The sequence below is a fragment of the Fodinibius sp. genome (assembly GCF_034521915.1).
Taxonomy (GTDB): domain Bacteria; phylum Bacteroidota; class Rhodothermia; order Balneolales; family Balneolaceae; genus Fodinibius.
The window spans coordinates 15,767-41,606 of the sequence record NZ_JAXHLU010000018.1 but is presented as its reverse complement, the minus strand read 5'-3'; the positions used below and the strand labels follow the sequence as shown (position 1 = coordinate 41,606).

General features: G+C 41.6%; 23 protein-coding genes. 15 read left to right on the top strand and 8 right to left on the bottom strand.

From position 1 onward, the window contains the following. Window positions 1-7: 7 nt before the first annotated feature. The 3 genes from U5J89_RS13905 to U5J89_RS13895 are packed head-to-tail and all read right to left on the bottom strand — an operon-like array spanning window position 8 to window position 2,553. Window positions 8-1,276 carry a glycogen-binding domain-containing protein gene (locus U5J89_RS13905; protein ID WP_322576247.1) on the bottom strand — a complete coding sequence of 423 codons (1,269 nt, stop codon included), beginning with the start codon at window positions 1,274-1,276 and terminating at the stop codon, window positions 8-10. After that, window positions 1,273-1,983: a hypothetical protein gene (locus U5J89_RS13900; RefSeq protein ID WP_322576246.1), complete on the bottom strand. Its 711-nt coding sequence runs from the start codon at window positions 1,981-1,983 to the stop codon at window positions 1,273-1,275. The genes U5J89_RS13905 and U5J89_RS13900 overlap by 4 nt, the downstream gene beginning before the upstream one ends. A gap of 6 nt (window positions 1,984-1,989) precedes the next feature. Beyond that, window positions 1,990-2,553, bottom strand: a complete 564-nt coding sequence (locus tag U5J89_RS13895; protein WP_322576245.1) for a sigma-70 family RNA polymerase sigma factor — start codon at window positions 2,551-2,553, stop codon at window positions 1,990-1,992. 368 nt (window positions 2,554-2,921) lie between these two features. Between U5J89_RS13895 and U5J89_RS13890 the strand changes: the two genes are divergently transcribed. The 5 genes from U5J89_RS13890 to U5J89_RS13870 all read left to right on the top strand — a co-directional run bounded on the left by U5J89_RS13890 (window position 2,922) and on the right by U5J89_RS13870 (window position 10,024). Then, a complete protein-coding gene (locus U5J89_RS13890; RefSeq protein WP_322576244.1) occupies window positions 2,922-6,401 on the top strand; it encodes a PAS domain S-box protein in 3,480 nt (1,159 codons plus the stop codon). Between the two features lie 72 nt (window positions 6,402-6,473). Further along, window positions 6,474-7,718, top strand: coding sequence for a PAS domain S-box protein (locus tag U5J89_RS13885; RefSeq protein ID WP_322576243.1), 1,245 nt, complete (start codon window positions 6,474-6,476; stop codon window positions 7,716-7,718). 89 nt (window positions 7,719-7,807) lie between these two features. Beyond that, the gene (locus tag U5J89_RS13880) at window positions 7,808-8,131 is read left to right on the top strand and encodes a hypothetical protein (protein WP_322576242.1); all 324 of its coding nucleotides are present in this window, start codon (window positions 7,808-7,810) and stop codon (window positions 8,129-8,131) included. Between the two features lie 135 nt (window positions 8,132-8,266). After that, window positions 8,267-9,247 carry an SDR family oxidoreductase gene (locus U5J89_RS13875; protein ID WP_322576241.1) on the top strand — a complete coding sequence of 327 codons (981 nt, stop codon included), beginning with the start codon at window positions 8,267-8,269 and terminating at the stop codon, window positions 9,245-9,247. A gap of 60 nt (window positions 9,248-9,307) precedes the next feature. Beyond that, entirely contained in the window at window positions 9,308-10,024 is a 717-nt protein-coding gene (locus tag U5J89_RS13870) for a metallophosphoesterase family protein (protein ID WP_322576240.1), read from the top strand. Window positions 10,025-10,036: 12 nt separating this feature from the next. Here U5J89_RS13870 and U5J89_RS13865 read toward each other — a convergent pair whose 3' ends face one another. Then, entirely contained in the window at window positions 10,037-10,810 is a 774-nt protein-coding gene (locus U5J89_RS13865) for a sugar phosphate nucleotidyltransferase (protein ID WP_322576239.1), read from the bottom strand. A 203-nt stretch (window positions 10,811-11,013) separates the two neighbouring features. Between U5J89_RS13865 and mnmG the strand changes: the two genes are divergently transcribed. The 3 genes from mnmG (at window position 11,014) to U5J89_RS13850 (ending at window position 14,628) form a co-directional block, all read left to right on the top strand. Next, window positions 11,014-12,903: a tRNA uridine-5-carboxymethylaminomethyl(34) synthesis enzyme MnmG gene (gene mnmG / locus U5J89_RS13860; protein ID WP_322576238.1), complete on the top strand. Its 1,890-nt coding sequence runs from the start codon at window positions 11,014-11,016 to the stop codon at window positions 12,901-12,903. Between the two features lie 50 nt (window positions 12,904-12,953). Then, the gene (locus U5J89_RS13855; RefSeq protein WP_322576237.1) at window positions 12,954-13,589 is read left to right on the top strand and encodes a 16S rRNA (guanine(527)-N(7))-methyltransferase RsmG; all 636 of its coding nucleotides are present in this window, start codon (window positions 12,954-12,956) and stop codon (window positions 13,587-13,589) included. An 88-nt stretch (window positions 13,590-13,677) separates the two neighbouring features. Then, the gene (locus U5J89_RS13850; RefSeq protein WP_322576236.1) at window positions 13,678-14,628 is read left to right on the top strand and encodes a YafY family protein; all 951 of its coding nucleotides are present in this window, start codon (window positions 13,678-13,680) and stop codon (window positions 14,626-14,628) included. 167 nt (window positions 14,629-14,795) lie between these two features. Here the strand turns inward: U5J89_RS13850 and pckA are convergent, their stop codons facing one another. Then, on the bottom strand, window positions 14,796-16,388 hold the full coding sequence (gene pckA / locus U5J89_RS13845; RefSeq protein WP_322576235.1) for a phosphoenolpyruvate carboxykinase (ATP): 1,593 nt from the start codon (window positions 16,386-16,388) through the stop codon (window positions 14,796-14,798). Between the two features lie 164 nt (window positions 16,389-16,552). Between pckA and U5J89_RS13840 the strand changes: the two genes are divergently transcribed. Then, on the top strand, window positions 16,553-17,503 hold the full coding sequence (locus U5J89_RS13840) for an L-lactate dehydrogenase (RefSeq protein WP_322576234.1): 951 nt from the start codon (window positions 16,553-16,555) through the stop codon (window positions 17,501-17,503). 71 nt (window positions 17,504-17,574) lie between these two features. On the opposite strand, the gene gyrA is transcribed toward U5J89_RS13840, so the two are convergent. Together gyrA and gyrB are read right to left on the bottom strand one after the other, a co-directional pair. Continuing rightward, on the bottom strand, window positions 17,575-20,031 hold the full coding sequence (gene gyrA / locus U5J89_RS13835; RefSeq protein ID WP_322576233.1) for a DNA gyrase subunit A: 2,457 nt from the start codon (window positions 20,029-20,031) through the stop codon (window positions 17,575-17,577). Between the two features lie 117 nt (window positions 20,032-20,148). Further along, window positions 20,149-22,074 carry a DNA topoisomerase (ATP-hydrolyzing) subunit B gene (gene gyrB / locus U5J89_RS13830; RefSeq protein WP_322576232.1) on the bottom strand — a complete coding sequence of 642 codons (1,926 nt, stop codon included), beginning with the start codon at window positions 22,072-22,074 and terminating at the stop codon, window positions 20,149-20,151. A gap of 286 nt (window positions 22,075-22,360) precedes the next feature. Here gyrB and rpmB point away from each other — a divergent pair, with 286 nt between their 5' ends. The 6 genes from rpmB to tyrS all read left to right on the top strand — a co-directional run bounded on the left by rpmB (window position 22,361) and on the right by tyrS (window position 25,393). Continuing rightward, window positions 22,361-22,606: a 50S ribosomal protein L28 gene (rpmB, locus tag U5J89_RS13825; RefSeq protein WP_095607704.1), complete on the top strand. Its 246-nt coding sequence runs from the start codon at window positions 22,361-22,363 to the stop codon at window positions 22,604-22,606. Window positions 22,607-22,681: 75 nt separating this feature from the next. Continuing rightward, a complete protein-coding gene (gene rpmG / locus U5J89_RS13820; RefSeq protein ID WP_095607703.1) occupies window positions 22,682-22,846 on the top strand; it encodes a 50S ribosomal protein L33 in 165 nt (54 codons plus the stop codon). Between the two features lie 22 nt (window positions 22,847-22,868). Then, entirely contained in the window at window positions 22,869-23,039 is a 171-nt protein-coding gene (locus U5J89_RS13815; protein ID WP_322576231.1) for a DUF4295 domain-containing protein, read from the top strand. A 100-nt stretch (window positions 23,040-23,139) separates the two neighbouring features. Next, window positions 23,140-23,595, top strand: coding sequence for a GatB/YqeY domain-containing protein (locus tag U5J89_RS13810; RefSeq protein WP_322576230.1), 456 nt, complete (start codon window positions 23,140-23,142; stop codon window positions 23,593-23,595). A 10-nt stretch (window positions 23,596-23,605) separates the two neighbouring features. Continuing rightward, a complete protein-coding gene (locus tag U5J89_RS13805) occupies window positions 23,606-24,172 on the top strand; it encodes a CvpA family protein (RefSeq protein ID WP_322576229.1) in 567 nt (188 codons plus the stop codon). 6 nt (window positions 24,173-24,178) lie between these two features. Further along, window positions 24,179-25,393, top strand: a complete 1,215-nt coding sequence (tyrS, locus tag U5J89_RS13800) for a tyrosine--tRNA ligase (RefSeq protein ID WP_322576228.1) — start codon at window positions 24,179-24,181, stop codon at window positions 25,391-25,393. 25 nt (window positions 25,394-25,418) lie between these two features. Here tyrS and U5J89_RS13795 read toward each other — a convergent pair whose 3' ends face one another. Then, window positions 25,419-25,772, bottom strand: a complete 354-nt coding sequence (locus U5J89_RS13795; RefSeq protein ID WP_322576227.1) for a four helix bundle protein — start codon at window positions 25,770-25,772, stop codon at window positions 25,419-25,421. Window positions 25,773-25,840: the final 68 nt, after the last annotated feature.

Here is a 25,840-nt window from a genome sequence, read left to right as displayed (position 1 = left end):
ATTTAAATTATTGAACTAATAACAATGCATTTTGTCCGCCAAATCCATCTTCGACGGTATACGTCTCGCTGGAAAATGCAATCCAGCTTTCTTCTCCGCCCTCAATTTTAAGCACTTTATATTCATAAGAACCGGGATCCAGCTCAAGCTCGGCTCTGTACCTATCATTCTTAACATTTACGAGTGGGACGCCGGGACGTGACCAGTTATTAAAATCGCCAACCAGATAAATACGTGCATCCCCTGAATAAGAAATTTCTACCCGCTGAATATCTTTCTCCTTATTCCAGTCCGGCGATATTTTACCCCTATCTTTTCCCGATTTGGGCTGCAGCGTCAGTCTAATACCGCCAGAAACCTGTATGTCATTAATATTCTGATCGGTCGCAGTTGTGTTATAACGCAATCCTTCTGCACTCACAAAAGCCGTTAACTGCTGGCTGATGGGAATACTACCTTCAATTCCCAGCCGAAATATGCGATTTGTTTCTTCTATAGTTTCTGTGGTCTCGGGGGGTCCACCTCCCACAGGGGGAAAGCCGCCCCCTCCGCCACCGGTAGTTACTGTTTGTTGGTTTTGATACTGTTCAAGACCAACTTTAAATCTAATTTTTGAACCCTTTTCAAAAATTCGGCTTGCAGCCACAAACGAACTAAATCCTTGTTGTATATCTGGAAAAGAATCGAAGTTTCCGTACAACCCCGTAGAAAGTTGCCAATTAAAACTGGGCCAGGTTTCAAACTCAAGAGCATATAAATCAGATCTATCATTGATAGAGGTAGCCACACTGTCAACCATATAATCTCGATAGGAACGAAAGTTAGAGCCCGCTTTTACTTTCAGCTGGCTGAAGGGCGTAGGCGACCACGTAAACGTAGGTTGAGCCCAAAACATGCCGCGGCTAAATGAAGAATTAAAATAACTGCCTCCCACTTCTATTCCTCCACTTATCGAATGGCTAAATTGATGCTGATACCTTGCCAGAGCCAATCCTCCTTTCCACGTATCTAAGCCTGAAAAGAAAGGTTCCAAAACAGCAATCCCCGTTAACTCAACCATGTCCTTGTCGCCAAACCACGTGCTTTGACCAATTCCCGAGAGCGCCCCAAAAGAAGTATTTTCTGCGCGATCCCACTCCGCGTAATAGGGGTTCAAATAGGTATTCGTTGAATACCCTACCCGGGAATCAACAGAAAAAATGGTCTGCCAATCCTGGGCTAACATTTCATTTGTTATAGAAAGTAATAACATCACAATAATGAGACCTATTCTCATAAGTAGATCACTGCATTTTTATTGCCAAATCCATCTTCGCGCTGCATCGGAGCCATTGGATCGGTTACCCATTTCTCGCCATCTTTAACAAACATATAGCGGTGCTCACCTCTATTCATTGATACCAAGCCGGTCCAAACCTGCTCTCCGTTTACCTCCTGTTTGTCAAGAGGGATAGGCTCCCAGCCGTTAAAGTCGCCGGCAACTTCTATGGATCGCGCATTCTCATCAATATATACAAAGCGTACCCACACCTGGTCTTGGCTATGGGCAACTTGCTGAACTGTTTCTTGGGTAGTGTTATTCGCCGGCTGCACCTTTTGGGAAGCATCAAAATAAAATGGCGTCAATATTGCGATCGTTAAAATCATTGCTGCGGCAACACCATACACCGGTCGCAGATGTATCTTTCGCGGCATCCATATCCCTTTTATCCAGCTTTCAATCTGCTCTGTCAGCGAGTTATTCGGAACCGATTGTTCCCCTTGTTCAATGCTATACATTACCCGATCCGTAAATCCATCGGGCACTTCCGGTTGATCATACGCATTCGTCTCATTAATAGTACTTCGGACTGATCTTTCGAAAGAAAGCATTTCTCGCATCTCGGGGTCTTCTGCTATCATATGGAGGGCTTCCCGCTCCTCCTCTCCGGATAGTTCCCCATCCAAGTATTTTTGCAGTATTTTGTCCTTATCTATATTCATAATCTCCTAGTTATATTGGCTGATATAATCCTGCAGCTCCTTGCGTGCCCTGTGCACGCGCACTTTTAGAGCTCCTTCCGTGGCATCCAAACGCTTTGCCATGGCTTTATACGTCATATTATCACGATACTTCATCAAAAAAGCCTCTGCATAAATCGGTGTTATTGCAGAAAGGCCCTTTTCCAATATTGCCTTCTGTTCCTGCTTCTCAATATCATCGTTGGGCAAATCCTCTACTTTCATGTTCGCTTCGAGCTCGTGGGATTCCATCTCACTGAACTCCTTATTTGATCGCCTGATATTCTTGGCGTAGTCCAAACAGTGATTCCTTGCCAACGTGTAAAGCCAGGAAGAAAACTTTGATTGCCTCCTAAAAGAATCCAGTCGCTCGTAAGCCTTAACAAATATCTGCTGCGCCAATTCTTCCCGGTCAGCTTTTCTATTCACAAATTTTCCAACAATACTAAATACCATCTTTGCATACCTGTCAACAAGTATCCTGTAACGATCTTGCTGACCGTCCAGGATCTTTTGGATTAATTGAAATTCTTTTTCCTTGGAATCATCCATTTAGCAGATACATATATCAGCGCAGAATTAGGCCTTTGCAAACTCTGCTCGGTTATGTGACGACTGACTTTAAAAATGGTTACTAAAAAACCGCAATTAAATTAAAAGATCTATCAGCTTGTCCATTTACAAAAATAACCAATGGTTGACCTATCTTTTAGCACCCAATTATAATTGTAAACATAATATATTTTATTTTTATAGGTAATCATTCGGTTATTTCATAACATATTAACAAATCGTGAATTTTTAATTCATGAACGACTTCTCGAGTAGCAAACAGGAATGATAATTTCACTGGTATACAATTTATTCCAAGCTGGTCATACGGTGTAGTATAGCATAGATCAGTTTTAATGAGCTTTTCCATGGACCGTACTTATCAAATTTTACTCCTCGCAGATGATAAAAGCGATGTTAAACTAATAAACAGGACGTTATCCGGCGTTGGATTAGAGCATGAGATTACAATCATGCAAACCCGGAAAGAACTGGAGTCTCTTCTTGCAGAGAACACCCCACATCTTGTCATCAGTAATTACAACCTTGCTAATTTTAGCGCTACTGATGCTTTAACATACGCAAAAGCTCATGCCCCAAACCTTCCTTTTATTATAATTGGAGAACACATCGGTGAAGAAAAAGTGGTGGATATTCTCCATCAAGGCGCCTCCGATTATATCAATAAAAGTAATATTAGTCGGCTGAAATCTGTAGTTGATCGAGAACTACTCAAAGCAGATCACCCGGAGAATACTGAAAGTCAAAATACGTTCGTTTACAAGCATTTGCTGGAGCGTACAAAAGAACAGGCCTGCATATTTCATATTTCCAGCCTGGATGAACAACAGCTAACCATTAAGGAACTCCTAGAAAATACTCTGCGGATTATACCGCAAGGATGGGCTTATCCCGAAATAACAGAAGCATCCATTACATTTAAAGAAAAAACCTACAGCACCGAGCATTTTAGGGAAACCCCATGGCTCTTGCGTTCAACAAAATCCGATCTCTTATTGTCGGGAACACTTACAGTTAGTGTTGTCTACACCGAAGAAAAACCACCCAGAGATCTCGGTCCCTTCCTACATGAGGAACAACAGCTTTTGGATTTAATAACGGGGCTTTTGGGACTTAAAATTGATCATATTCAATCAAGAAAAGACCTGCAGGAAAAGGATCAAATTATTGCCAAGGCCTATGACCTTGCCAGCATTGGTCATTGGGAACTGGATCTTACCAATCAATCATTGCATTGGTCTAAAGAAATAAAACGACTGCACGAAGTGGATGAAGATTATGAGCCTGATCTGGACTCAGCAATAAATTTCTATAAGGAAGGCTATCACCGCAAAAAAATTCAGGAGGCCGTTCAGCGGGCAATAGACGAAGCTATCCCTTTCGATGAAGAGCTCAAAATTATTACTGCCAAAGACAATGAACGGTGGATACATGCTGTTGGAGAGGCAGAATTTGAAAATGGACAATGCCGGTGCATTTATGGCAGTACTCAAGATATTACCTCTCGTAAACGGGCAGAAAAGAAGCTCAAAAGTACGGAACAAAAATTGCGTGATATCGTCGAGAACAGTACCAACATGTTTTATCGGCATGATACTGATCATGTACTCACTTACCTGAGTCCACAGTGCAAAGACTTTTTGGGATATCCTGTTGAAGAGGCCAAAAAACAATGGACAGAATTTACGACTGACCACCCCATTAATGAAGAAGGATTGGAACACACACAAAAAGCAATTGAAACGGGTCAACCCCAGCCAGCGTTTGAACTTCAACTCCAGAAAAGAAACGGTGAAATAATTTGGGTGCTCGTTAATGAGGCTCCCATCGTAGAAGATGGAGCAACGGTAGCCATTGTGGGATCTCTCACCGATATCACCGAACAAAAAAGGTATGAGGATAAACTTGAGCAGTTGTCCTTAGTGGCATCCAAAACAACCGATTTAATAGTATTGACTGATGCCGATGAAAATATTACTTGGGTCAACGATGCTTTTGAAGAAGTAACGGGATATATGCTGGACGAGATTGTCGGTAAAAATCCCGGACAGTTATTACAAGGACCCGAAACTGATCCCGCTACCGTACAGCATATCGCCAATAAACTTGCAAAGCCGGAGACCGTGCAGGAGGTCATCTTAAATTATACCAAAGACGGCCGTAAGTACTGGCTGGATATGACTATCGATCCCATTCTGGATGATGACGGCCAATGCACCGGCTTTATAGCCATTGAAAAAGATGTAACTGCTGAAATTGAACGAAGCCAAAAACTACAGGAAAGTGTAGAGCGCTACGAGATTGTATCAAAAGCTACCAGCGATACCATCTGGGATCTGGATCTGCGCACTGATGCCATGCAGTACAATCAAAACATTTACAACATGTTCGGCTACGAAAAAGAGGAGGTTAATAAATTAAGCCAGTGGTGGAGAAACAAAATTCATCCAGCCGATCAGCAGTACGTTCAGGATAAACTTGATGAAGCGCTTTCTTCGGACGAAGATCGCATTCAATTCGAATATCGCTTTAAATGTGCCGATGGCAGTTACAAATATATTTACGATCGGGCTTTTGTTGTTCGTAATAAGGATAACGATCCTATTCGAATTATTGGTGCCATGCAAGATATTACAACCTTTAAAAAGCGGGAGCAGCAAAGCCGGGAATTTCAGGAAGTTGTTTCACGCCTGGCAACCGATCAATCTCTGTTGCAGAAAGATCTTTTAGATGCCTTGGTTGACGTCCTCCAAATTTCCGCTCAAACATTAGGCGTTGAACGCGTAAACCTTTGGCTGCTTGAAGACCAAAAACTGCGATGTGTTTGTTCCTTTGATGACGGACAGCTAAACACCATGCGTGGAACTATCATCACAAAACAAGATAGCCCCAAATATTTTAGTTACATTAAAGAACACCGCACCGTTGCTGCCGAACATCCCTACAATCATGAAGCCTTCAGCGAACTCGCTGATTCGTACTTAACTCCCAACAACATAAAATCGCTCCTGGATACCAGTGTTATAAGTTATGGTTCTAAGCAAGCCGTCGTTTGTCATGAGTCTGTAACCCGAAAGCGCAGCTGGGAAAGCGATGAAATTTCATTTGCCGGAGCTGTCACTGATCAAATTGCACAGCTTTTGGCCCACCAAGAAAAGAAAAAGCGTGATCAGGAAATTCGAGAATCCCTGAAAGAGAAAGAAACCTTACTGGCCGAAGTTCATCACCGGGTAAAAAACAACCTGGCCGTAGTATCGGGTATGATGCAGCTGCAAGCCTTTGAAGCGACAGACAAAGATTTGCGCAACAAGCTTTTTGACAGCGTGGCTCGCATCCAAACCATGGCCGCCATTCATGAGTTGTTGTACAAATCAAATAGTTTTTCAAATCTGCAGCTTGATGAAAATATCAAAAAACTGATCTCCAATATTACTGATACTTTTCAGTCGGCAGACAATATTAATATTTCATACACGCTGGATGCTGTTAACCTCAATGTCAATCAAGCTATTCCCTGCTCGCTCATTATCAACGAAGTGGTCACCAATGCACTAAAACATGCCTTCGAGGATACAGGAACCATTGGCATTGAGCTTTTCGAAAAACATAGCCTAATTCATCTTACGATTTCTGATAACGGAAAAGGGTTGCCCGATGACCATGAAAAGTTAATTCAGTCGGGATCGCTCGGCTTTAAATTAGTCGATACCCTTTCAAAACAGCTCGAAGCTACCTATCAGTTTACTTCCAATGGAAATGGTACGGATTTTTCCCTGTCTTTTGATCGGGCTAAAATTAAGGGAATTGGCAGTGCTCACTTGGAATGAGGTTTCGTTTTCTATTAGCTACAATTTATTATAATGTACTATCGTGCTATTACCTATAAGAGAGTCTAAATTATGAAAATTAAAAGGATTCTGTTAAGCAGCAAAGCTATTGCTTTAATGCTTCTACTGTTTGGATACGTTTGGATCATCACGTCTGATTTTATTGCTGCCTATGTGAATGGTAATACCTTTAGCCTTCTTAACATCCAGGTACTAAAGGGGCTTCTTTTTATAACTATTGCTGCTGCAGTTGTATATATATTACTCTATCTCAAAGACAAGGAACTGGATCAAAGCCGCCGATATACAGATTCTATTTTAGAAACAATAGATGTAGCTATTCTTGTAATGAACCAAGATGGGCAAATCGATAGTGTGAACAATGCCTTTGTAAATATCTTTGGATACACCAGAAAAGAAATAGTAGGACGGCATTTTACGACCCTGCTTAGTAAAGAAACCCATGGGAAAGGGAACCAGAATTTTCAACAACTGATAGAAGGCACGTCCCTCCCGAATGAAGAATGGGTAATAAATGATAAGTCCGGCAAACCTATTTCGTTACTTATCAATTCCGAAGTTTTAGAAAGTGATGAAGATAAATACCTGATTTTAAGTGCCATGGACATCACTGATCAGAAACAGACCCAAGCCAAGCTTGAACACTCCCTGGTAGAAAAAGAGGTTCTTCTATCCGAAATTCATCACCGGGTAAATAACAATTTGGCTATTATCTCGGGGCTGATGCAGCTACAGATTTTTGATGAGGATAATCCCAAATTGAAAGAAAAGCTTATATCCGGCATAACTCGCATCCAAGCCATTGGTTCCATCCATGAACTGTTATATCAATCAAACAGTCTTGTTGAGTTACGATTTGATAAGAGCATAGAAAAACTGCTTGAGAATTTGAGTAGTATGTATAATCAGCATCAGACTATAAACTTAGACCTCAACCTATCTCCTATTACTATTAATATTAACCAGGGAGTACCTGCCTGCTTAGTCATTAACGAAATCGTTACAAATGCCTTGCAGCATGCATTTTCTGCCAAAGAACAAGGTCTTATTTCTATTGATTTATCCCAAAGCAATGATGAAGTACTTACCCTAACTATTTCTGATAACGGAAAAGGCTTACCTGATCATTTCACTTCAATTTCCCAAGATGGCTCCCTTGGCTTTCAACTTGTTGATACACTTTTAAGACAACTGGATGCTGAACATACAGTCGACTCTACCAGGCAGGGGACTAAATTTTCTTTCTCATTTAAGAAAACCTCCAAAAAAGGGAGCAGCAGTAGCTTTGTTAATTAGTTTGGACCTTTGTCTTTTAATTAACGTTGTGCCCTTTTCAAATTTCTGTATTTTAGAGCAGTAAATATTCAAGAATTAAAAATACTATTATGACCCAAGAAGAAGCTAATAATGGAAATCGTCTGATCGAAGATCTGATGGGCTCAACCATCAAAATTGATCAGGAAGATGTAAAAGACATTCCCCTGGCGTTTCTCCAGCTCGAAGACATGAAGTTTCACCTGGCTTGGAAGTGGCTCATGCCGGTGGTTATAAAAATCGAGGATGACTTGGGCTATTCCGTCCTGATCAAGGATAAGGCCTGTATGGTCGTAGTTGACGATGACACTTCCTTTGAATATGAGGCCGAAACGAAAATGGAAGCGGTCTGGCGGGCTATTGTTGAATTTTTGGATTGGCATAAAGATCAATAACATTGCCATTCACTTTACTTTTGGCCCTAAACTCTTATTCAGTTTAGGGCTTTTTATTTTAGGATTCATTTGGCTCATTTTCTAAGCGATGTAATATCTCTCATAATCCAAGACTGTTAAATCCAAAACACCATTATGACAAAGAGTGCTTTTGTTACGGGCGGCACTGGCTTTATTGGTATCAACTTGGTTAAACAGCTTGTTGATCAAGGTTGGGATGTTACGGCACTCCACCGGTCTACATCTGATGTATCAACTTTAAAACAGCTGCCTGTAAATTTGGCTGAAGGTTCTATTACCGACTTACCCTCCCTGCAAAAGGCAATGCCCGAAGATACTGACGTGGTTTTTCACCTGGCCGGTGACACAAATATGTGGTCGCAAAACAATGAGCGTCAAACCGATATTAATGTCACAGGAACCAAAAATATGGTTCAGGCATCCATAGAAAAAAACATCGACACTTTCATTCACACTTCCAGTGTATCGGCCTGGGGTAAAGTTAAGGGAAGCATTTCTGAAGAAACACCACAACAGGGAAACGATTCGTGGGTTAACTATGAACGTACCAAATGGTTATCCGAACGCGAAGCGTTAAAAGCTCGCGACCACGATGTGAAAGTCGTAATCATGAATCCGGCCATGGTCGTCGGTCCGCATGATGCCAATAATTGGGGGCGCCTGTTTTTTGTTTTGCGCGATGACGATCTGCCTGGCGTTACGCGCGGAAATATGAGTGTGGCTCATGTTAAAGAAGTTGCAAAGGCTCATATTTCAGCCGTTGAGCAAGGTGAAGATGGAGAACGCTATATTTTAGGAGGCCAAAACTGCACTTTTGCTGAATTTGTCTCTACCATTGCAGAAGTCTCCGGCCTTTCTGCCCAGCCCAAAATAATTCCCGCTCCCATTCTAAAGCTTGTTGCCTATTTACAAGCCGGAACTTCTTATTTCACCGGAAATGAACCCGACCTTACGCCGGAGCTTGCAAAACTTATGACCCGAAATGTGGTCTACTCCAGTGATAAAGCTAAAAGGGAATTGGGCTACAGTATTCCTGCTGTCAAAAAATCTGTTCGTGATTGTTATGAATGGCTTGAAAAGGAGAACTTGCTATAAAACTGAAGGGAATAATGAGACAACTTATTTATTTTAAAATATTAAGAAATGACGTCTACCATGAACGTACAATCTTTTGCTTACATAACTGATACTCATCTCGATGAATCATACCTCTCGAAAATTGGCGTAGATACCCGGGAAAACTGGTTGCGTATTTTAGAAAGTGTATCTAAAAAAGGATTACAAGATATTGTATTTGGGGGTGATATCGGAAAAGCCGATACTCATAATTGGTTTTTTGATACCCTGCAGAGCTTCAGTTTTAGAATTATCCTTGGGAACCATGACAACTATCAAAATGTATCTGAGCATTTAGATTTGTCTCTCCCACAACATAACAACGACGAGTTTTATTACAGTCAAGAATCCGATGATAATATCTTATTATTTTTAGACTCGTCATCTAATAGCATCAGTAAGCATCAGTTAAAATGGGTGAAGTCAAAACTAAATAGGAAGAGACGTGTTATTGTCTTTATACATCATCCTGTATTACCCGTTGAAACCTTCGTAGATACAGCAGCTCCCCTACAAAACCGAGACGAATTGGAAACTATATTTAGAAAGGTAGGACAAGAGGTCACAATATTTTGCGGACACTACCATATGGATCATACCCAAAAGAAAGGGTCCGTAACACAGATAATTACCCCCGCCAGTTCATATCAGATGGAGCAATCCTTAAATAAAGTTATTAATACTGATACTTTTGGCTACCGAATAATCAAATTAAATAACAACTCTATCGATACAGAGTTAGTCATGTTCGATTAACCTCCGTTTTATTTAAAAGTAATTGCTCTCCACAACATCTATAACCGCTCGAAAATAATCTTCGAAATTGCCCGTATCGTACCGCTTTAACTTCTCCGGCAACGGGTATCCCAGCACCACATCTCCACCTTGAATCCTCTTGCGGATTGCAGGGGTAAGCTGTAGCTCATTACTATTATCGGGCGATGTTTCTTTAAGAGTTTCAAAAATTCTATTGTCCAACACATACCTACAGGCTGTTGCCCATGGCTCATCGGGAATTGCCGACGGCTTTTCTATCATATCTGTTAATCGAACTGTCTTACTATTTATGGATTTATCAATATCGAACTTTACTACGCCCCTCGATGAGACCTCTTCTTTATTTATAGGATAGATCGCCAATACTCCCATAACATCGTTTTCCCTTTTCAGTGATATAAGATCTTTTAAATAGGTTGATCTTCCCGATCCTTGTAGAGGAGCATCAGCAAAGGCCACCACAAAATCTTCACTTTTTACAAACGTTTCTGCTTTTAAGATAGCACCGCCCGGCCCCGATAAAGAGTCATCAAAAATAAACTGTACCGAAGCATCATCTTCAAAATAGTTGACCATCTTTTGATCGTCGCTTTTTGCCACTACAGCAATTTCTTGTATTCCTGCTTCTTTCAGCTCTTCGATGATATGCTGCAGTACCGGCTTTTTGCCCAACGGCAGCATTGACTTCGACATATAATTCGTAAGCGGCCGCATCCGAGTTCCTTTTCCTGCAGCAGGTATGACAGCCTTGGTAATTTTTGACATCTTCTAATCGTTATTGGATTGCTATTTACACTTAATCATTACAATAATAACTCTAAGACAGAACGTTAAATATTTTGCTTAAAAACCCTTATTTTTGGAGACTCTCAAGATTATTGCTGATTTAGCAACGGATTGAGGCGACAGCAAACAACTCTACAAATAATAACCACTTAAGTGTAATAAAAACATACACTTAGAACATTATGAATTCTCTTTTCCCAAAATACGATGTGATTGTAGTTGGTGCCGGTCACGCAGGCAGTGAGGCCGCAGGAGCCGCTGCTGAAATTGGTGCCAACACCTTACTTATAACGATGAACCTTGATGCCATTGCAAAAATGTCTTGCAATCCGGCTATCGGTGGTGTTGCAAAGGGACAGTTGGTACGAGAAATTGATGCCCTGGGCGGACTTATGGGTAAGGTAGCTGATAAATCCGGTGTACAATTTCGTATTCTAAATACAAGCAAGGGACCGGCAATGTGGAGTCCGCGCTGTCAAAGTGATCGTGCTCTTTACAGCAAGACAATGCGCGAAGAACTCGAAAAGAAAGAAAACCTCCATTTTCGTCAGGATAATGTGGTTGATGTTTTAACCACTGATGACGGGAAAAGAGCTACCGGAGTAAAAACCTCAACGGGGCAAGTCTTTGAAGCTGATGCCGTTATCCTTACTACCGGAACTTTTGGCAACGGTTTGATGCATATCGGCGAAACTAATTTTGGAGGAGGGCGTTCAGGGGAACGTGCTTCAATTGGAATTTCTGCAGCTCTTGAAGATCTCGGCTTTGAAGTTGGCCGGCTTAAAACCGGTACGCCTCCACGTATTGACGGACGTTCAATCAATTATGACAAATTAGAGATTCAGTACGGGGATGAAGATCCCAATGCGTTTAGCTTTATGACCGAGTCGCTTCCATCCCGCGAAGAACAACTCACCTGCTGGATCGGCAATACTAATGAGGAGGTGCATGATATGCTACGCTCCGGATTTGATCGCAGCCCTATGTTCAATGGCACCATTGAATCTACCGGCCCTCGATATTGTCCCTCTATTGAAGATAAAATCAATCGATTTTCTGATAAGGATAGTCACCAGCTATTCCTTGAGCCCGAAGGATGGAATACCTATGAGATGTATCTAAATGGATTTTCAACATCCTTGCCTGAGGACGTACAATATAAAGCGCTTCGTACTATTCCAGGATTTGAGGATGCGGTTATGCTTCGTCCGGGTTATGCTATTGAATATGATTACTTCCCTCCCTATCAAATCCGACGGAGTATGGAAACTAAAATTACGGAAGGGCTCTTTTTTGCCGGGCAAATTAATGGTACTACAGGCTACGAAGAAGCTGGCTGCCAAGGACTTATGGCCGGCATTAATGCGGCACGAAAAGTTCAGGGCAAAGAAGAATTTATTCTCAAAAGATCCGAAGCATATATCGGGGTGCTTATTGATGATCTTATCACCAAAGGGACTGAAGAGCCTTATCGTATGTTCACCTCCCGCGCCGAGCATCGCATTTTGCTACGTCAGGATAATGCCGATCTTCGTCTTACCGAGCTGGGCCATAAAATTGGATTGGCTTCTGATGAGCGTTATGAGAAGTTCAAAATCAAGAAAGAAGCCATCGATGAAATTCATGACCTTTTTGCTGACTATACGGTCTATCCGGAAAAGATGGATCCAATGCTCAAAGAACAGGACACCTCTACCCTATCGCAACCTGTAAAAGCAAAAACGCTTATTCCCCGTCCCGAACTCTCCATTTTTGATTTGATGAATGCCGATCCTGAACTCAAAGAAAAAGCACATGAGATCACTTCTGACGAGCTTGTTTACGAGCAAGTTGAAATTCAGATCAAATACGCAGGTTACATCGAAAAAGAGTTTGAGATGGTCGAAGAAATGAAGAAACAGGAAGACACCCATATTCCAGAAGAGCTCAATTATGACAAGATTAATAGTCTTTCTGCTGAGGGAAAACAGAAAATGGACCGAATTCGTCCCGAAACCTTGGGTCAGGCAAGCCGAATTAGCGGAGTAACACCCAGCGATATTTCTGTTCTTATGGTTTATCTCAACAACTAATACATCAGAAAAACATCCACAAATTACAACTTTAAACTCTTTCGTTTCACGTGGAACAACATCATATTATTGAAAAATCCGTTCCACGTGAAACATTTGCTCAAATCGATGGGCTCATTAAGCAATTCCGGAATGAGCTAGAATCCTATTTGGATAAGCTTCTCTGGTGGAATGATCGCGTAAACCTTGTCAGCAGAGGTGTTCCACGTGAAACTATCTGGGAGCACATGCGCCATTCTTTACTCCTTTCAGCGCTACAGGCCTTTCAAGAAAACAAACTATTCATTGACGCCGGAACCGGTGGCGGATTACCGGGCATTCCTTTAGCCATCACGCATTCAGATAAACATTTTGTACTAAACGATTTAGTTACCAAAAAGTGTCTGGCTATGAAGCAAATAGCACGTGAATTGGATCTAAAAAATATTGGCATTATAGACGGGTCCATCGAGGATTTGCAACATAAGGAAGAATGTATTCTTATCTCAAAGCACGCCTTTAAGATTGGCAATCTTATTGAAATGACCGGCCATTTATCCTGGAAAAAGATGATTCTTTACAAGGGATTAGATTTTGAGGATGAATTACAAGGTCTTTCGAAACCACTCACTATTACATGCTTTGATCTCTCCAGTGGTTCTGATTTCTATAGCGGAAAAGCTATCATCATCATTGAAAAACCTTAACTCTTCCCTCCTTTTATTCACTGAGAATCTCTGCGGTTTCACTTATATTGAGCTTTCATCCACCACTAAAAAATGACTCTTATTATCGATGAACAGCTCTGAGCGCAGAATGAAGCTCATCCTTATGCTTCAACAATCAAACAGCCGTATAACGGTAGATAAAATAGCCGATAAATTTAACATAAGTCGCAGAACCGTTTTTCGCGATTTTAATGCCCTGTCGGAAATGAACGTCCCCGTCACCCATGACAAATACCACGGCTATGGCATTATGCAGGGTTATAAAATCCCTCCGCTGATGTTCACAAATAAGGAGCTTGCTACCATTATGGTAGGACTCAATTTTGTAAAATCCCAGGTCGACCAAAAACTTATAGAAGATGCCAAAGGCGTTGAGCTAAAAATAAAAGAAGTGGTGCCGGATGAGCTTCGGGAATTTATGGAATCGCTGGAAGAACGGACGGTAGTAGATCCATACTTAAACTTTGGGGCTGAAAAAATGGAGGGCGGAGACTGGTATGTCATTAGTAATGCCATCGCCAAAAACAAAACCATTCGCTTTAATTACCGAGCCAAATCAACAGAAGAAATAAGTAGCCGAAAAGTGGATCCCTATATTATCGTTTTTTATCGCGACCACTGGAATGTGATAGGTCACTCCCACAAAAGAGACGATACACGGAATTTTGTACTCGATCGTATGTCAGAGATCGAAATTTTGGATGAAGAGTTCGTCCCATATGGCAAAATCGACGTAGAGGGCCTTATTTTTCGATCTGACGATCGTTCGGAGAAAATAATAGTAGATGTATCCGAGAGCGCACTAAAGCGATTTCAGGCCAATTTGCCGACGAAGATTATTAAGAAAAATAAAATTAAACCTAAATTATTTAGGATAGAGTTTTATTTCGATAATTTAGACTTCATCAACGAATGGCTATTACAATTTCCAAAAGATGTTAAATTGATTTCTCCAGATATATTATTAGAAAAAAGAAATAAATTATTGAAAGAAATGATTAGAAAAGTAGATAAGTAGAAATTAAGATTTATTTACTCATAGCATAACCTATATTTAAAATTATACAGACCCGAAAAAAACATAATTCGGCAAGTGATCTTATCATTGATTTACAGTTTTTCCGAGCCTCTACCAACCGCAAAGAAACCGCAACATATCAACCAGTTTTAAGAGTCTACCGTTACTCAAATTTTAGGGCCAGCATTAATAATCTCTTGACTACTTTCCTTCTCGTATTTTTGAAAGTTTTCTTTAAAAAGTTTGCCAAGTTTGGCAGCCTGTTTATTATAATCTTCTGGATTATCCCAAGTATCTCTGGGTTGTAGCATTTGGGAAGGTACATTTGGGCATTCCTTTGGAATAGCAAAGCCAAATACCTCATCTGTTACCGTGGAAACATCGTCAAGAACATCATTATGAATAGCATCGATAATTGCTCGGGTGTTCTTCAGATCTATCCTACTTCCCTTACCATAAAGCCCCCCAGTTAATCCTGTATTTACGAGCCAGGCTTTCGCATCGTGTCTACGCATTTTATCGGCCAACATTTCAGCATATTTGCTTGGCGGCCATGCCAAAAATGCCGCTCCAAAACAGGCAGAGAATGTAGCCTCAGGCTCAGTAACGCCTACTTCGGTACCGGCTACTTTTGCTGTATAGCCACTAATAAAATGATACATAGCCTGCTCAGGCGTTAATTTGCTTACAGGTGGTAACACCCCAAAAGCATCATAGGTAAGAAAAATGATATTCTTTGGATGCCCGCCCTTGCACGGAATCTTGGCATTGGATATATATTCAATGGGATATGAAGCTCGTGTATTTTGGGTGATAGACGTATCCTCATAATCCACTTCGCGCGTATAAGAATTATATCCAACATTTTCCAAGACAGTTCCAAATCTGATGGCGTTATAAATCTCCGGTTCCTTTTCTTCTGATAGGTCAACGGTCTTAGCATAACACCCGCCCTCAATATTGAACACCCCATCTTCGCTCCAACAATGCTCATCATCCCCAATCAACTTACGACTACTGTCTGCAGATAACGTCGTCTTACCGGTGCCGGACAGACCAAAAAACAAGGCCACATCATTTTCACTATCTCCTTCATTAGCTGAACAGTGCATCGAAAGTACGTTATTTTTGGGCATAAGGTAATGCATCACCGTAAAAACTCCCTTCTTCATCTCACCTGCGTACTCAGTTCCCAGGATAACCATCTGTTTGGTTTTAAAATTTACGTCCACGCTGGCATCAGAGGTCATACCCTCGGTATATTTGTTTGCAGGAAATTTACCAGCATTGTATATCACAAAGTCAGGGTCTCCAAAATTTTCCAGCTCTTCTTCAGTGGGTCGTATGAGCATGTTGTGCATAAAAAGAGCATGGTAGGCACGCTCGGCTATAATCCGCACTTTAATTCGGTAATTGGGGTCCCACCCCGCAAACCCATCAATTACATACAACTTATCCCGTGTATTGAGGTAATCAGTGGCACGTTGATGGTTTATCTTAAAGGTATATTCATCCAAGGGAATATTAATATTTCCCCACCAAATTTCGTCTTTGATATCTTCCGTTTCAACAACGCGCTTATCTGCTGGGCTTCTCCCTGTTCTCTTTCCTGAACGAACAACAAGAGCTCCATTATTAGCAATCACTGAACCGGCATCATGTTGAATAGCCTCTTCATAAAATTCCGCCGGGGAAACATTCCTGATGAAATTGTCGACTTTTATCCCGTGTTTAGTTAAATCAATATCTTTTTTGGCCATAGCTGGCAAATTTTTAGTTATTGGAGTAAGACTTTTATATAAAGACGGTTCATAAACTTCCAGTGAATAAGTATACAAATATTTTAAATATAAAGGGATGGAATTATTCAAATGATTTCCGATCCATCAATTACATTAATAATGAACCTAAAAGATAATGTATTATGATTCAACGAAGAACAGTTGGTATTATCGGAACGGGAAATGTTGGAGTGGCCGCGGCCTATGCCCTCTTCAATCAACGAATAGCAAGCGAGATCATATTAGTCGATCAAAATAAAGAAAAAGCTGAAGGCGAAGCCATGGATCTCATGCATGGTCAACTTTTAGTTGGAAATGTAAAAGTACGCTCTGGCAGTTACGAAGATCTTAATGACACCCAGGTAATTGTTATTACCGCAGGTGTTGGACAAAAATCACCGGACGAGTCAAGGCTTGAGCTCTTAAACAGAAATGCCGCTGTTTTTAAGGATATTATTTCAAAGCTGGATAAACACGCCCCCAATGCTATTTTAATTATTGCTACCAATCCGGTGGACATTCTCACCTATGTTTCACAAAAACTGAGTAGCCGAGAGCCGCAAAGAATTATTGGAACAGGCACTCTTTTAGATACCGCCCGCTTTCGTGCCCTACTTGGCAATTACTATGATGTTGATCCCCGCTCGGTGCACGCGTATATCCTTGGTGAACACGGCGACTCAGAAGTACCTATCTGGAGTCAAGCAAATATTGGTGGAAAGCCCATTGAACATAATACCATCATGAACAAACCTTATAAACGCGAGAAGTTGGAGGAGCTTTTTATCCAAGCAAAAAATGCCGCTTATGAAATTATTGAACGCAAAGGATTTACCAATACGGCCATTGGCGTTGTTATTGCCCGCATTGTTGAAGGCATTTTGGAAGACGAGAAAAGTGTCATCCCGGTTAGTATCTATTGGAGTGGGGAATACGGAATATCTGATGTATGTATGAGCCTGCAAAGTGTTATCGGTCTGGAAGGAGTTAAAAATAAGATTACTCCTGACCTTACAGACGAAGAGATAGAAGGGCTTACCAAATCAGCAGAAATTCTAAAAGAAAGTCTTTCAGAAATTCAAGAAATAGATTAAAAATAAGAAACCCTGTCAGAATAATAACTCTGACAGGGTTTGCTTTAAAGTGTATAAGGAGAGATTAATTGCTACACCGTTTCGTCCTCTTCTTCGTTGACGACACGCGTTACGGCAGCAATTTTTCCTTCGCTGTCGAGACGCATAATTCGAACGCCTTGCGTATTTCTACCCATCGTTCGTATTCCGTCACAACTCATTCGGATTACTTTTCCGCCTTCGGTGATAACCATCAGATCATCTTTATCTGATACATCTTTCAAGGCAATTAAATCACCAGTTTTCTTGGTAACCTTGAGAGTAATCACTCCTTTTCCGCCACGGCTTTGTTCTCTATAATCTTCGACCATCGATCGCTTGCCGTATCCGTTTTCAGATATCGCCAGAACCGTAGCTCCATGGGTGTTCTTAATAACGACCATATCAACCAATTCGTTATCTTTACCCAAGTCCATGCCCTTAACCCCAGAAGTGTTTCGGCCCATATCTCGGACTTCATCCTCGTGGAATCGAATGGCGCGTCCTTTTCTATTAGCAAGAATAATATTGCTTTCACCATTTGTAAGAGCAGCCTCGAGCAATGAATCGTCGTCATTTATATTAATGGCAATAATTCCATCTCGGCGCGGACGACTATAGGCTTCAAGGGTCGTTTTCTTAACCTTGCCCTCTTTCGTAGCCATGATAATGTAATTGTTGTTGATGTATTCCTCATCGTCCAAGGTCTTCACCGGAACGAATGTTTTAATGGAATCATCCTTATCAATATCGATAAGATTTACAATAGCACGACCGCGAGCGGTTCTCGAACCTTCGGGAATCTCATAAACTTTTAACCAGTAACATTGTCCTTTCTCTGTAAAGAAAAGAATGTAATTATGATTGGTCGCTACAAAAAGATGCTCTACATATTCGTCATCTTTGGTAGTCGTACCTTTCATTCCCTTTCCACCGCGTTTCTGTCGGCGATACCCGCTGACCGGCATTCGCTTGATGAATCCTTTGTTGGAGATAGTCACAACTACATCTTCATCAGCGATCATGTCTTCAACGCTGAAGTCTTCGGCAGAGTGTACAATTTGCGTACGACGTTCATCGCCGTATCGATCCTTGATCTCCAGGAGCTCATCTTTAATAATAGACTTTTGTCGACTGCGATCTGAAAGAATCTCACGATAGTCCTCAATCTTCTCGGCAATATCATTGTACTCAAGCTCAATCTTATCGCGCTCCAGTCCGGTAAGCTTCTGCAGGCGCATATCGAGGATGGCCTTGGCCTGAAGATCGGTAAGCGCAAATTTTGAGCGCAGTGCTTCATTCGCTTCCTGCGGACTGTCGGAGGCTCGAATAGTTTTGATAACCTCGTCCAGATCATCCAGCGCAATTTTGAGTCCCTCAAGAATATGCGCTCGTGATTCCGCCTGATCCAGATCATAAAGCGTACGTCGAATAATAACTTCAACGCGATGCTCTACATAATGATAAATAAGCTCTTTAAGCGGCATCACTTTGGGACGCCCTTTTACAAGCGCCAGACTAATAACCCCAAAGGTCGTCTGCATCTGGGTATACTTATAGAGCTGATTGAGCACAATGCCTGTATTGGCATTTCTTTTGAGTATTACTACAATCCGCATTCCGTCACGATCCGACTCATCACGGATCTCAGAAATTTCATCAATTTTTTCGTTTTGTGCCAGCTTAGCAATCTTCTGAACCAAGGTGGTTTTATTGACCTGGTAAGGAATTTCAGTAATGACAATTTGCTCACGTCCGTGACGTAGCTCTTCTGTTGTGCAACGAGCACGAAGGGTTATTTTTCCACGACCAGTTTCATAAGCTTCCTTCACGCCTTCATAACCGTATATAATGCCACCGGTAGGAAAATCAGGAGCTGGAATATGTTCCATAAGCTCCTTGCATTCGATATCCGGATTGTCCAAATAGGCAACAATACCGTCAATGGTTTCCGTCAGATTATGGGGCGCCATATTCGTGGCCATCCCCACCGCAATACCCGAAGCTCCGTTTAGCAGCATATTTGGTAACATGCCCGGGAGAACGGTAGGCTCTTGCAGGGTATCATCAAAGTTATCGTTAAAATCAACGGTCTCTTTGTTGATATCCGTGAGCATTTCTTCGGCGATACGCTCCATACGAACTTCCGTATAACGCATAGCCGCTGCGGAGTCCCCGTCGATAGAACCGAAGTTTCCCTGCCCATCAACTAAGGGATAGCGCAAGGAAAAGTCCTGGACCATCCGAACAATCGAGTCGTAAACGGCCGAGTCGCCATGCGGGTGATACTTACCAAGCACCTCGCCTACAATACGAGCACTTTTTTTATAATTTCTGTTGTGAAGCATGCCCAGCTCACTCATTCCGTATAAAATACGTCGGTGAACCGGTTTCAGACCATCCCGGACATCGGGCAGGGCACGAGATACAATAACCGACATCGAGTAATCGATATAGGCCGACTGCATCTCATCTTCAATCGCAATAGGTATAATTTTATCTCTTGCCATGGATAATAGTTAGTACAGTGTTAAAATTAGATTCCTAAAAGTATACAAGTTTATAAGTGTTGAGGTGTGAAAGTTTGAAGTAGTACTTCAATACATGAGCACTCCAACACTCAGAACTTAAATATCAAGTGTTGCGTATTTAGCGTTGCGTTCGATGAATTCCCGTCGAGGTTGCACATCAGATCCCATCAACCTGGAGAACAGCTTGTCAGCAGCGGCGGCATTATCTACCGTAACCTGCTGCAGAGTTCGTGTTTCGGGATCCATTGTGGTTTCCCAAAGCTGTTCGGGATTCATTTCACCAAGTCCCTTATAGCGAGAAACATCAAATTTATAACGGGATTTTCTGTGTTCTTTTACCAACTTGCGCCGTGTTTCTTCATCCCAGGCATAGTCAATATTGCCCTGACTGTCCGTAATTTTATAAAGCGGCGGCATCGCAATATATACATGGCCTCCTTCCACAAGTGGTTTCATGTATCGATAGAAAAAGGTAAGCAACAATGTTCGAATGTGGGAGCCATCCACATCGGCATCCGTCATAATAATGATCTTGTGATACCGTAATTCTTCGAGATCGAAATCTTCTTCAGAATGGCCCACTCCAGCTCCTAAAGCCGTAATCATAGCCTGGATTTCATTATTCTCCAGGATGCGATTAATCTTCGCTTTTTCGGTATTCAAAATCTTACCTCGAAGCGGAAGTATCGCCTGGAAGCTTCGGTTTCGTCCCATCTTTGCAGATCCTCCGGCCGAGTCACCCTCTACCAGATAAATCTCACTTTGCTTGGGATCTTTAATTGAGCAATCGGCCAGTTTTCCGGGAAGTCCACCGCCACTCATCGCACTCTTGCGCTGAATAAGCTTCCGAGCTTTCTTTGCGGCCTCGCGGGCCTCCGCGGCAAGAATAACCTTTTCAAGAATCGTCTTGGCAACCTTAGGATTGCGTTCAAGGTACTCATTCATCTGTTCATAAACGATGACCTCAACAGCACTTTGTACTTCAGAGTTACCAAGCTTTGTCTTGGTCTGTCCCTCAAATTGCGGCTCGGGAACCTTTACACTCAGAACAGCCGTCATTCCTTCACGGAAGTCACTGCCCGAAACGCTGACATCACTTTTTATAAGATTGTTATCTTTCGCGTATTTCTTAAGCGAACGAGTAAGCGCACGACGGAAACCGGAAATATGAGTACCGCCTTCGCGCGTGTTGATATTATTAACGTATGAATGCACATTTTGAGAGTAACTGCCATTATACTGAATAGCCAATTCAACAGGCACCATATCAACCTCCCCTTCAATCAGGATAGGTTCTTCCATCATGGTTTCCCGATCCTCATCCAGATACTTAACAAAATCTTTTACTCCACCTTCATAGTGAAACGTTTCGGAGAGATCTTCTTCCCGCTTATCCTCAAGGTTAATCGTTATCTGTGGATTCAAAAACGCCAGCTCGCGCATCCGCTCAGCAATAATATCCCACTTAAATTCAGTTGTCTGATTAAATATTTCCGCGTCAGGCGTAAACGTAATAATAGTACCGGTTTTATCAGTCTTACCTTTCACCTTAAGTGGCTGAACAGTTGCTCCATGCTCAAATTCCATAACGTAAATTTCACCATCGCGATGAATTTCGGCATAAAAATGAGAGGAGAGCGCATTTACACAACTAACGCCAACTCCGTGTAATCCACCAGAAACTTTGTACGTATTTTTGTCAAATTTTCCTCCGGCATGGAGTTTTGTAAGTACAACCTCAACGGCAGGTAATTTAATTTTGGGATGCTCGTCGACCGGAATCCCACGACCATTATCAGCAATCGTGACAGAGCCGTCATCATTGATGGTAACATCCATCACATCGCAATGGCCTTCCATGGCCTCATCGATGGAGTTGTCGACAACCTCATTAATAAGGTGATGAAGTCCGCGCTGACCGGTATCCCCGATGTACATCGCCGGGCGTTTGCGAACGGCCTCCAGACCTTCTAAAACCTGAATATTTTCCGCCTTGTAATCTGATCCTTTAGTTTTCGCCATAAATGTGGGTATGAATGGGGTTTAAAATAATGATGAAGACGCCTGAAAATAGGGCATAAATAGGCAAAATCAAAGAAAGTGATGGCATTTATAGACAAATGTCGAGATATGCTCGTAAATCAAATTTATCCCCTATTAGAAGTCTTCCTAAAGTTCCTGTTTTTGTTCCCCCAGAACGGCTTAATATGTGAAAAAAATATCTCTAAAAGAAACATTGATCTTTTTGGGGAATAAGCCTATTTTTCCAGTCTATCTGAGAAATGTAAAATAACGTTTTATTCGTATCATGGCACGTAAAGATGACATTACTGGAAAAGGAGCACAGAATGGATATCGCTCCTCAAATGCAAATAATAAAACGAAGCATAAGTTTCAGCAGAATCTACAAAAAAAGAAATTTTATATCCCCGAGGAAGACAAGTGGGTTACACTGAAAGTTTCTGCAAAAACGCTTCGCACAATCAATAAAAAAGGCATCCATGCCGTGCTGAAAGAAGCAAGAAAAAAAGGAACGCTCATTAAAGACGTTTAAGTCAGTTAACAGTTAGATACTATTGGTTGTTGACTTCCATTCATAAACTAACTGATAACCAGAAACAAAAGAATTATGGCAAAAGGAAACAGAGTACAAGTAATTTTAGAATGCACTGAAGCACCGGGTACGTCTCGGTATCATACCACAAAAAATCGGCGAAATTCTCCCGATCGACTGGAATTGAAGAAGTACAATCCGGTTCTTCGTAAGCATACTGTTCACAAAGAAATTAAATAAGTAATACCTAAGAACCAGCATCATGGCTAAGAAGAAAACTTTCGGAACCAAAGAAGAAGAGCAAAAGACGGGCGACCGGCGAATGGCCAAAGTTATTGTAGCTCAAAAAACGGCTAACAATAAGTATGGTTACAAAGAAGCCATTATCGACGAAGAAGACGTGCAGGACTTTATCAACGAGAATAAGGACTAACAGTTTTTCTTTATTTGATAAAAAGGTTGCATCCGCATGAGTGGGTGGAGCCTTTTTTTATGAGCTTGTTCGACCCTCAACAATTTTAAAATCGATTTTTATGGCTATCAAAGATCAAATCATGGCCGACCTCAAACAGGCTATGAAGGACAAAGAGCAGGATAAACTGCGTGTACTGCGATCTATAAAATCAAAACTGCTGGAGCGGGAAATCAGTGAACGCAAAGGCGGTGAAGGAGAACTCTCTGACGAGCAAACTATTGAAGTGCTCATGAAAGCGGCCAAACAGCGCAAGGAATCGATTGAGCAGTTCGAAAAAGGTGATCGTAATGACCTAGCTGATGCAGAAAAAAAAGAGTTGGAGATTATCAACTCCTATCTGCCAGAATTGCTTTCTGAAGATGAAGTGCGTGATAAAGCGAAAGAAAAGATTGAGGAGCTTGGCGCCGAAGATATGTCCGACATGGGACAAGTTATGGGCGCACTCATGCAGGAGCTAAAAGGAAAAGCGGAAGGGTCTGTAGTCAGTAAAGTTGTAAAAGACGAACTTTCTTAACCGCGTTCTGATGAATCTGATTGATTTCCTCATCCTGATTCCCATTGCTTACTTCGCGTACCGCGGATTTGCTAATGGAATCATCAAGGAAGTGCTCAGCATCGTCGGTATTATTTTAGGCGTTTTTCTCACCTTTCAATATATGGAACCTGTTGGCGCAGCAATCAATCCACTCTTTGAAGAAGGTGCTTCTTTTATCCCCTTTATTTCGGCTATTATCATTTTTGTGGGCACCTTATCACTTGTTCACCTTGCGGCATTTTTAAGTAAGAAATTTTTAGAAACTATTAAGCTGAATTTTATCAATCGCATTGCAGGGGCCGCGTTTGGCTTTCTAAAAAGCGGTATCGTTATTAGTGCTATCCTGCTCATTCTTGCCGGCTTCAGTTTCCCTTCCGAAGAAGCCCGACAAAATTCGGCTACCTATTCTTATGTTATCTATTTGGCGCCATGGGCTTATGATACGGTTGCTACCGTTTATCCCGGTGCCGAAAATTTTACAACGACCATCCAGAAGACGCTCGAGCAATATAATCCAATTGAAAATTTTCCATTTTTAGAAAAGAGCAATTCCTGATTATTTATGAATTTTTTACCTGTTAACGAACAACTTGAAGTAATTAGAAGAGGTACGGTTGAAATCGTACCCGAAGAGGAGCTTGTTGAAAAGCTCAAGAATTCAAAGAAAGAAGGTGAACCCCTTAAAATTAAGCTGGGTTGCGACCCTACGCGTCCCGATCTCCACCTGGGACATTCGGTAATCCTTCGCAAGCTGCGACAGTTTCAGGATCTCGGTCACGAGGCTATACTCATTATTGGAGACTTTACAGCACTTATCGGAGATCCCACCGGACAAAATGAAACGCGTCCGGCCCTGTCCCGTGAAGAGATCGAAGAAAATGCCGCAACCTATCTCGACCAGGCCACAAAGATTTTAGACGAAGATAAAACCACTATCGTATATAATTCGGAGTGGCTCGGCAAAATGGACTTTGAGGATGTTATTAAGTTAACCTCAAAGCTGACGGTTGCTCGCATGATTGAGCGCGACGACTTTTCCAAGCGCTACGAAAACAATCAGCCCATTTCACTGCACGAGTTTTTATATCCGCTTGCACAGGGGCAGGATTCCGTACACCTTCAGTCTGATGTGGAACTCGGCGGTACCGATCAGAAGTTTAATCTGCTTGTAGGACGTGAACTTCAAAAAGATGATGGCCAAGAGCCACAAATCGCTCTTATGATGCCCCTGCTCGTTGGCACTGACGGTACTATGAAGATGTCGAAATCTTATGATAACTACATCGGTATTACAGAAGATGCCAATGATATGTACGGAAAAGTGCTATCTATTCCTGACGACCTGATCTACCCTTGGTTTGAGCTACTCTCAGATATTGATGTGGATGAACTGCCCAAATACAAAGAAAAAGCAGAAAAAAATCCGCGCGACACCAAGCACGAATTAGCGCTGGTGATCACGCGCATGTATCACGGAGAGGAAGCCGCACAGGCTGCACGAGAACACTTCGAAAAAACGGTAGTGGGTGATGAAATCCCAGACGATGCTCCTACCCTTGAATATGATGCGGGAACTGAAGTTCGTCTGTTGGATATTGTTTCGGATGCCGGCTTTACCGACAGTAACGGTCAGACTAAGCGCCTGATTAAACAGGGCGGTATATCTATTGATGATGAAAAGGTTTCTGATAAAGGATACAGCGTGACCTTTAAGGATGATACGGAGTTTACGCTTAAAGTTGGCAAGCGGAATTATGCTATAGTTAAGGCAAAGTGAGAAGTGAAAAGCAAGAAGTAATTAATTATCGACTTGTCTTAAGTTTCGATAACATTGCGAAACATTCGTTTAGTAATTCCGATAGTTTTCTAACTTCTTTTTTGCTAATAAAACCAAGCTCTAATGATATCTCGATTTGGGCATCAATCTCCACCAAAGAAGCACAAGAAATTTCATAGAATCTACGTTTTTCTTTTTTGGTTTTTCGGGCTTCACCTTCTGAAATATTTGAAATAATAGAAACAGAAGCTCTTCTAAGCTGACTAACGAGACCAAATTTTTCCTCACTGGGAAAGGAATCCGTAATCCGATAAACTTCTTTTATTAACTGTATTCCCTTATCCCAAACAATCATCTTCTTGTGACTTAGATCTAACATAAAATCATCATTTAAATTATCATTGTATATATAATAAGACCTGAGAAAAGAACTATCCTTACAGATCT

Bases quoted from the DNA above. Each gene is read 5' to 3' on its own strand.
- U5J89_RS13905 (WP_322576247.1), bottom strand. From the start codon at position 1,276: ATGAGAATAGGTCTCATTATTGTGATGTTATTACTTTCTATAACAAAT.
- U5J89_RS13900 (WP_322576246.1), bottom strand. From the start codon at position 1,983: ATGAATATAGATAAGGACAAAATACTGCAAAAATACTTGGATGGGGAA.
- U5J89_RS13895 (WP_322576245.1), bottom strand. From the start codon at position 2,553: ATGGATGATTCCAAGGAAAAAGAATTTCAATTAATCCAAAAGATCCTG.
- U5J89_RS13890 (WP_322576244.1), top strand. From the start codon at position 2,922: ATGGACCGTACTTATCAAATTTTACTCCTCGCAGATGATAAAAGCGAT.
- U5J89_RS13885 (WP_322576243.1), top strand. From the start codon at position 6,474: ATGAAAATTAAAAGGATTCTGTTAAGCAGCAAAGCTATTGCTTTAATG.
- U5J89_RS13880 (WP_322576242.1), top strand. From the start codon at position 7,808: ATGACCCAAGAAGAAGCTAATAATGGAAATCGTCTGATCGAAGATCTG.
- U5J89_RS13875 (WP_322576241.1), top strand. From the start codon at position 8,267: ATGACAAAGAGTGCTTTTGTTACGGGCGGCACTGGCTTTATTGGTATC.
- U5J89_RS13870 (WP_322576240.1), top strand. From the start codon at position 9,308: ATGAACGTACAATCTTTTGCTTACATAACTGATACTCATCTCGATGAA.
- U5J89_RS13865 (WP_322576239.1), bottom strand. From the start codon at position 10,810: ATGTCAAAAATTACCAAGGCTGTCATACCTGCTGCAGGAAAAGGAACT.
- mnmG (WP_322576238.1), top strand. From the start codon at position 11,014: ATGAATTCTCTTTTCCCAAAATACGATGTGATTGTAGTTGGTGCCGGT.
- U5J89_RS13850 (WP_322576236.1), top strand. From the start codon at position 13,678: ATGAACAGCTCTGAGCGCAGAATGAAGCTCATCCTTATGCTTCAACAA.
- pckA (WP_322576235.1), bottom strand. From the start codon at position 16,388: ATGGCCAAAAAAGATATTGATTTAACTAAACACGGGATAAAAGTCGAC.
- U5J89_RS13840 (WP_322576234.1), top strand. From the start codon at position 16,553: ATGATTCAACGAAGAACAGTTGGTATTATCGGAACGGGAAATGTTGGA.
- gyrA (WP_322576233.1), bottom strand. From the start codon at position 20,031: ATGGCAAGAGATAAAATTATACCTATTGCGATTGAAGATGAGATGCAG.
- gyrB (WP_322576232.1), bottom strand. From the start codon at position 22,074: ATGGCGAAAACTAAAGGATCAGATTACAAGGCGGAAAATATTCAGGTT.
- rpmB (WP_095607704.1), top strand. From the start codon at position 22,361: ATGGCACGTAAAGATGACATTACTGGAAAAGGAGCACAGAATGGATAT.
- rpmG (WP_095607703.1), top strand. From the start codon at position 22,682: ATGGCAAAAGGAAACAGAGTACAAGTAATTTTAGAATGCACTGAAGCA.
- U5J89_RS13815 (WP_322576231.1), top strand. From the start codon at position 22,869: ATGGCTAAGAAGAAAACTTTCGGAACCAAAGAAGAAGAGCAAAAGACG.
- U5J89_RS13810 (WP_322576230.1), top strand. From the start codon at position 23,140: ATGGCTATCAAAGATCAAATCATGGCCGACCTCAAACAGGCTATGAAG.
- U5J89_RS13805 (WP_322576229.1), top strand. From the start codon at position 23,606: ATGAATCTGATTGATTTCCTCATCCTGATTCCCATTGCTTACTTCGCG.
- tyrS (WP_322576228.1), top strand. From the start codon at position 24,179: ATGAATTTTTTACCTGTTAACGAACAACTTGAAGTAATTAGAAGAGGT.
- U5J89_RS13795 (WP_322576227.1), bottom strand. From the start codon at position 25,772: ATGTTAGATCTAAGTCACAAGAAGATGATTGTTTGGGATAAGGGAATA.